This is a genomic window from Halothiobacillus sp., assembly GCF_028710545.1.
Taxonomy (GTDB): Bacteria; Pseudomonadota; Gammaproteobacteria; order Halothiobacillales; family Halothiobacillaceae; genus Halothiobacillus.
Genome location: NZ_JAQTTX010000034.1, coordinates 22,465 through 29,083, shown reverse-complemented (window position 1 = coordinate 29,083; position 6,619 = coordinate 22,465). Strand labels below are relative to the sequence as shown.

Annotated in this window: 11 protein-coding genes; 4 read left to right on the top strand and 7 right to left on the bottom strand. The window is 51.4% G+C overall.

What is annotated here, in order from left to right:
- From PHD44_RS08275 to PHD44_RS08255, 5 genes are all read right to left on the bottom strand, one after another.
- On the bottom strand, positions 1-929 hold a 929-nt coding region (locus PHD44_RS08275; protein WP_300190268.1), incomplete at its 3' end, for an efflux RND transporter periplasmic adaptor subunit.
- Complete coding sequence (locus PHD44_RS08270) at positions 926-1,534, bottom strand: TetR/AcrR family transcriptional regulator (RefSeq protein WP_300190265.1); 609 nt, start codon at positions 1,532-1,534, stop codon at positions 926-928. The genes PHD44_RS08275 and PHD44_RS08270, both read right to left, overlap by 4 nt.
- 239 nt (positions 1,535-1,773) lie before the next feature.
- On the bottom strand, positions 1,774-2,196 hold the full coding sequence (locus PHD44_RS08265; protein ID WP_300190262.1) for a hypothetical protein: 423 nt from the start codon (positions 2,194-2,196) through the stop codon (positions 1,774-1,776).
- Positions 2,197-2,242: 46 nt separating this feature from the next.
- On the bottom strand, positions 2,243-3,436 hold the full coding sequence (locus PHD44_RS08260) for an NnrS family protein (protein WP_300190260.1): 1,194 nt from the start codon (positions 3,434-3,436) through the stop codon (positions 2,243-2,245).
- Positions 3,436-3,864: a hemerythrin domain-containing protein gene (locus tag PHD44_RS08255; RefSeq protein WP_300190257.1), complete on the bottom strand. Its 429-nt coding sequence runs from the start codon at positions 3,862-3,864 to the stop codon at positions 3,436-3,438. The genes PHD44_RS08260 and PHD44_RS08255 overlap by 1 nt, the downstream gene beginning before the upstream one ends.
- Before the next feature lie 124 nt (positions 3,865-3,988).
- On the opposite strand from PHD44_RS08255, the gene PHD44_RS08250 reads away from it, so the two are divergent.
- Both PHD44_RS08250 and PHD44_RS08245 read left to right on the top strand, forming a co-directional pair.
- The gene (locus PHD44_RS08250) at positions 3,989-4,408 is read left to right on the top strand and encodes an Rrf2 family transcriptional regulator (protein ID WP_300190255.1); all 420 of its coding nucleotides are present in this window, start codon (positions 3,989-3,991) and stop codon (positions 4,406-4,408) included.
- 113 nt (positions 4,409-4,521) lie between these two features.
- Positions 4,522-4,647 (top strand): hypothetical protein, encoded by a 126-nt coding sequence (locus PHD44_RS08245; RefSeq protein WP_300190252.1) that lies wholly within the window; start codon positions 4,522-4,524, stop codon positions 4,645-4,647.
- Between the two features lie 14 nt (positions 4,648-4,661).
- On the opposite strand, the gene PHD44_RS08240 is transcribed toward PHD44_RS08245, so the two are convergent.
- Together PHD44_RS08240 and PHD44_RS08235 are read right to left on the bottom strand one after the other, a co-directional pair.
- The gene (locus PHD44_RS08240; protein WP_300190249.1) at positions 4,662-4,991 is read right to left on the bottom strand and encodes a type II toxin-antitoxin system RelE/ParE family toxin; all 330 of its coding nucleotides are present in this window, start codon (positions 4,989-4,991) and stop codon (positions 4,662-4,664) included.
- A complete protein-coding gene (locus PHD44_RS08235; RefSeq protein ID WP_300190247.1) occupies positions 4,988-5,257 on the bottom strand; it encodes a type II toxin-antitoxin system ParD family antitoxin in 270 nt (89 codons plus the stop codon). Before PHD44_RS08235 ends, PHD44_RS08240 begins: the two co-directional genes overlap by 4 nt.
- A gap of 628 nt (positions 5,258-5,885) precedes the next feature.
- On the opposite strand from PHD44_RS08235, the gene PHD44_RS08230 reads away from it, so the two are divergent.
- Both PHD44_RS08230 and PHD44_RS08225 read left to right on the top strand, forming a co-directional pair.
- A complete protein-coding gene (locus tag PHD44_RS08230) occupies positions 5,886-6,119 on the top strand; it encodes an addiction module protein (RefSeq protein WP_300190244.1) in 234 nt (77 codons plus the stop codon).
- On the top strand, positions 6,104-6,400 hold the full coding sequence (locus PHD44_RS08225; RefSeq protein ID WP_300190241.1) for a type II toxin-antitoxin system RelE/ParE family toxin: 297 nt from the start codon (positions 6,104-6,106) through the stop codon (positions 6,398-6,400). Before PHD44_RS08230 ends, PHD44_RS08225 begins: the two co-directional genes overlap by 16 nt.
- The last annotated feature ends 219 nt before the right edge of the window (positions 6,401-6,619 follow it).

Genomic DNA, 6,619 nt, shown 5'->3' with positions numbered 1-6,619 from the left:
TTGGGTATGACCGGGGCGACGGGAAGCTCAGGAAGTTGCACCGTGACCTCGGCCAGTTCTCCCACCGGAGGCAGCGGTTCGGGTATCTTGGTGAACACGATCTTGGCCAAGGTTTCCTCGGTCACCGAATCGGCCAGAGGATCGACGCGCAACAAGTGACCTTGCAGAATTTCACCCTGCCGCGAGCGCAACACGATCTCTGCCGGCAGGTTGGCGGCCAGCCCCGTGGCGTTGATCTGATCGAAGCGTGTATCGATCCAAAGGCTCGCCGGGTCAATCATTTCGACGACCGCCTGCCCGGCGACGACCGTCGTACCGGGGTCGGCATCACGCACCGACACCAGCCCATCCACCGGTGCGATAAGGCTTAGATTGCTGCGCTGCGCGCGCAAGCCCTGCAAGTCGGCGCGGAAACGATTCAACTCATCGCGCGCCGCGGCAAGCGCCGCATCAGCCACAGCCAGTTCCTGACGCTTGGTCACAACCACCTCCTCGCTCGTGCCGCGCGCCGCGAGCAGCTTTTCGTAGCGCGTTGCCTGCGTTTGCGCGAAGACCCGCTTGACTTGGGCTTGTCGCAGTGCCGCCTCGCCACTCTTGATCGCCGCCTGTTGCGCGCGGATGCGATCATCCAGATCTACCGGGTCCATTTCACCCAGCACCTGACCGGCCTTGACCCGGTCGCTGACGTGGACATCGAGCCGCTTGACGCGTCCGGCAAAGGTCGGGCCGATCAAATAGGTATAGCGCGCCTGCACCTTGCCGATGCCGAACAGTGCCGGTTGGATGGCGCGGTTTTCCACCGCGGCGACGGTGACGGCCACCGGCGCCAGCGGTCCCGAGCGCAGCGCGACATAAAAGAGTAATGCCAGTAGCGAAACGATGACGGCGACGAGCGCCAAGGTACGACCCTGGAAAGGTAGAATCTTCATTTGCTGCTCCCGATGCCGCTTAGATAAATCGCAAAGACCCGTGGCGCTTGGCTGCGTACCTGCGTGACGTCCCCCGCCAGTAACGATTGCATGACCAGCCCCTGCAACATGCCGATCAAGAGCGTGGCAGCGGCCTCGGTGTCGAGGTCTAATCTGATTTCGCCGGACGTCTTGCCGGCCTCGATGAGCCGAGACAAACGCTCGTGGTAATTGCGCAGCAGCGATTGCGCCATAAGTTTGGGCGCGGTCAACTGCGCGCGCTGTAACTCACCGAACAACATGCGTGGCACGCCCGGATGCTCGACGACGAAGCCCACCTGTGCCATGAACATCGCCTCGATCTTGCCCAAAGGCGTGGCCGCTGTTTCGGCGGCTTTGTCCAATCGGGTGAGCAGGCGCTTTGCCACCCACTCCATGACCGCCTCAAGAATGGCGTCCTTGGTCGGAAAGTGCTTGAACAACGCACCCTGGGTCACGCCCATGTGCTTGGCGATTGCCGTGGTCGTGATCTCGCTCGGGTTTTGCTTGGCAGCCAACTCGACGACCGCTTCGACCGTCGCGGCACGGCGTTCTTCAGCAGGCAGGTGTTTTGAATGAGTGACCATAACCGAGACCTTAAGTAAGTAATCAATTACTATCTTAATCACTCAAAGCTGCCTGTCAAGCATGCTCATCCTGTTTTCGTGAACTCATGTTATCCGTAACCTGAACCCGCCGAGGCAGGTACAGCACTCAAATTAATCGCGTAGGCGAAAGAAATGGTGCAAGTTCGCTTCGAGTTTCCCGCTACGAACGACCTCGAAAAAACCCAGGGATTGGGTTTTCGAGGTACCTACTGGGTGATTCAAATTTGCTCGAGTTCGGCAAATGGTTTGTGCGGTTCAATGACCACATCGTGCCAGGCGTCATGATTTATGAGGTAAATATCCCGCAGTGAAGCAGGAATCAGAATCACAGCAGATATGGCCCAAATCACCAGATAGTAAATAATATGAGGAGGAAAAAACACCGCGATTGCGACAGAAGCGCCAGCAATGCCATAAAATCGGTACGCTGCCTTTTGTGTGTAGTTTCCGACCATTTGGTTCGGGTGGTGTTTGTTTAGCGCATAGATCAGCATGGAAAGGCCGGTCCAGAAAATAAATAACGGCACCGGAACCAATACTGCAATGATCGTTCCATAATTAAACCATTTCGCTGCACGACGAGAAGAATCCGCACTGGCAACTTTTTGCTCATCATTATTTTCATTATCAAATTCATTCATGACATAAACCTCACATTAATTGAACACTCAATCTGCTTTCAGAGAACTAAATTCGCCCATCGGCCCGAGGCGTTACAAGCCAAAAGCCCACGGCAAATAACAACGCAAAATATACCGCTGCCATACCCCATGCAGATAAACCGAGCATTAGAGGGTTGTATCCAAAAGCCGGGGTAAATACCCGCAATAACCACACCAAAAAAGCAACGATAAAAAATACACGAAGCCATTTGGGCATAAAAATTCTGCGCCCACTGTGCCCCGCGCTCACGCGCAACAACATGCCAGGGCCAAGAATACCGAGTATCCCAATCCCCATTCCATGTATTCCTGCGTCCCACCACACAGCAGCATCTTGATTATGATTAAAAATAAGGATGCTTAATGTCATAATAATCAAACCGGCCAATGTAAGTACAAACCCCGCATACAGCACCAGCAACATGGGTTCATGAAGGGCTACCGGTTGCCACCAACGCATGATTCCCCGTAAACCGAACAGAATGATTGCTGTTGAAATCACGCTCCATAACAATGCATGCCCCGGAATTTGCGGCACAAAACCCAACAGCAGCAATAAAAGTGGCGACAGGCCAAAAATAACCGCAGTGTACATTCCTGATGATTTTGAGCGCGCACCTGCCCGATTTGCGGTAAAGGCCGGAATGATACGTTGGGAAACAAATAACAGAACGGCGAGGATTGGCCATAAACCCATGATGGCGACCTGTCCATGTAAATCTGGTTCATTGATATGGATGCCAAAATAGCCATCCAAAAATGCCAAAAGTAATAATACAAATGGAAACAGAATGTTGTGCCACTGACCAGCACGGACAATAACGTTCAGAATTGCCAGACCAACAATTATTTCTGGAATTATTGAGAGCAGGTAGGCCCATGTATTGTGCATCCCGAAAAATAAAAAAGCACCACGCGCGCACAGCCATATTGCGGTTACTGCAAACAGCCCGATGGGTGGTAGCGGCCGCCTCCCCGTCCAGTTCTGCACCGCCGTTAACAAAAAACCAGAAAGAAGGGCCACACCCAAACCATAGATTATTTCATGAGCGTGCCACCGCCAGTCCACAAGCATTGGGGGCAGCTCGATAGGGATGTGCAAACCGGTCGATGCAATCATCCAAGATAAACCCCAAGCTGAAAACATCAGGCCGCCACCCGCGAGAAACAGCAGAAACCAGGGGCGAAATCCAATACTGAACAAAACATGAGATTTCATTACATGAGCTCATAGGGTGTTGAATTGATGAGGCAACACTGTTCAAGGGTTGGAAAAAGCTCACGCTCTTCGAAGGCAATATGCTCTGACAACAACTCACCCAAGGCGATAACTTGTTCGGAATTATCCAAGGGTTTGCTGTGCTCAATACATGAAATCAACGCCATAATCGCAATGTGCTCAAAGATCATGCGAGAGAGTTGCGCCATGATGGGATGCGTGTCTGCCAGACCGAAAACCAGGCTCGAGAATGTGCTCTCTTCCTCTGTGAAGTGGTGATAGAGCTCCTTTTTTTCCGCTCGAAGATCGGCCAGATTCCACTGACCTAGTTTGAGCTGACGTGCAAGACGCAAGGTTTGGTGGTGTGAGCGAGAAAGTGGCTGAAGTTGAGCATGCCGTCTCATTGTCGTCTCCTGCAACTGAAGCACATGAAGCCTCATTCATAGATGCATATTATATGCATCATTTAACATTGCAAGCAGAATACTGGTCTGTTTTTCATTTTGAAGTTATGATGCCATATAAATACATCATTGTAGGTCAGGCTTTTGTATGCAGCTCAATCAACAGACCGACTTGGCACTTCGCGCGCTCATCCTGTTGGCGGAAGAGGAAAAGAACAACCCACCTCGCCTGCTCACCATTCGCGAGATCTCGGAATTTCACCGTATTTCGCGTAATCATATGATGAAGGTCATCAACACGCTGGTAGAAAACAACTTTATCGAAGCAAAACGGGGTCAAAACGGCGGATTGAAACTCAGCCGCCCAAGCAATGAGATACGTGTGGGCGATGTGGTTCGCGCGCTTGAAAACCACTGGAACCTGGTGGAATGCTTCTCGCCTCAAAGACAAAATTGCCAAATTCTTCCGAGCTGCCAACTGAAACATGTGTTTCATAGGGCGCTAAGCGCATTTCTTGCAGAGCTTGACCAATGCACGCTGGCAGACATCCCACTCAAACGACCGTGATCGCTCGAATACATATGAAGATGATTCAAAGACAGGACACTGGCTGCAATCGATCAATGGAATCGGCCCCAATGCCCTTACGTTAAGATTGCCTGGAAAGGTTTTTCGAGGCGTTGCACTATCCCGCCCTACGCGGGCTGAAGTGGCACATTTTTGAACGCAATGAGCAGGGGCAAATTGATGTGCCGTTTGATGAGCTGGTGCTGGGTGTGAAGATGCCGGTGATTGGAGAAGCGTAGAGCTTTGGGTACGTTCAGTGATCCGCGCCCCAGTCGTCCGGTCTGTCTTGCAGGATGGATGCGTAGTCTTGCCCACCGTAGAAAATGCCGAGGATGGAAATGAGCTCGTCATTCACACAAAAGGCTATCACCGCGCGTTTCTTGTAGTTGGTTATACGGAGTCCTGGTCGCACATCGTCGCGTTGTGTACCACGAAGAGGCAGCGTGCACAGGCTTTCACAGTAACTTACGATAGCTTCGGTGTAGCGTGCCGCGATGTCAGGCGTTGCCGCTTCGGCGATGTAATGAAAAAGCGTGCTAAGTTGCTCTCGTGCTTCCGGGCTAAAGACAACACGATAATTCATCGTGTTTTGGCATATTCCGCAGCCAGGTGTGCGCGCATCTGGTCGGCGCTGACGGCACGAGTTGGATCGGACTGCAATAAGTCATAGGCCGGGGCAACCATCGTGGTTAACCAGTTTTCAACGGCGCGATCCCGAGCCATCAATGCACGCAGACCATCACGAATCACTTCGCTTTCACTGGCGTATTCACCCGTGCGTACTTTGGCCTTCACCACCTCCGCCATGTCGTTGGGCAGTGTGACGCTCATTTGTTTGGTGGTTCGCATAACGGACTCCCTCGTTTTAGTAGGATTAAATCCTATTCTTTTGACTCTCAGGCGTCCAATCTTTATTCGTAAACCTTCTGAACATCATCATAAGGCGGAACGGTGGACAACAGATTCGCAATTTCAGCCATCCGCACCCGCGCCACCTGTACGCTGAGGTTGTCGGACAAGCTTATGATCTTGCACCCCAACGGTAGCTTCAGCTATTCGACTGAATGCCATTGTTCTTCACAACCGACAAAAGACGCAGCGCAGAGCCTCCAGGCTTTTTAACACCACGTTTTAATCCGAGACGAGATTTTTTGCTCACGTTCATATAGCGTGAGAAAACAGCTTGCGATAGGCGTTCACGGTGACGCAGCTCACGGATTTATTAAGGCGACGTAACCTGTACTCAGGCTCGATTGATTTTCGCGAACTGAGATTGCTTCCGGAGATTCCGGTTATGTGAACTTTTATCCCCACGAACCAGCCGATGAGGCGGTGTATACTTTGGCTTCCGGGTACCAGAATAGAGGCGGTGCTCCTATAGGGTTGAAGTCAATCGAGACTGACCTCTTTGATATCAAAACTTGGTTGGTGAGCACAGAAACATCCTTCATCCTAAATTCAAGAGGAAACATCTGACATGAACACTGTCTCTATTGCTGACATCCTTGAACTGCCCGTGCAGGAACGCATCCGTCTGGTGGAACTGATCTGGGACAGCGTCGCCGCAGTGCCTGAAGCCGTGAGCATTTCTCCTGAACACAAGGTTGAATTGGAAGAACGTCTTTCAGCCTTCGAAGCAAACCCAACAGAGGGTTACTCCTGGGAGCAGGTGAAATCACGTCTTAAAGATGGCTCATGGCGTACCGCCTAACCTTCTCCTCGCGGGCCGTCCGAGAAATGGGTGCGGCCCAGGCATGGTATGAATCGCAAAGCACCGGCCTCGGTGAGGAATTTGTTGTTGCCATTGAGTTGCAACTCATACGTTTACAGCAAGAACCGCTGCTTTATGCCGAAGTGATTCCCAAAGTTCGCCGCGCACTGGCACCGAGATTCCCTTATGGCTTGTTCTATACGATCAAGGGAGACCTCATTCATGTGTTGGCAGTCATTCATGAATCTCGCCATCCAGACCTTTGGCCGAAATCTCGTTAAATGACAGCATGCTCATCAATGGGGTCCATCAATCGGTTTATCAATGCCATTAATATTAGATGTTAAAAAAATGGAGCTTAACTTGTGATCCAAGACCCAAGACTACAAGCTGCAGTATCTAGAATCATGCAACGATCGGAACGGCAAACTGACATCACAAAGCTCGTTAACACATATGTTGATGTTGGTTTACTTCCACAACTTCGCAATCGAAATCAT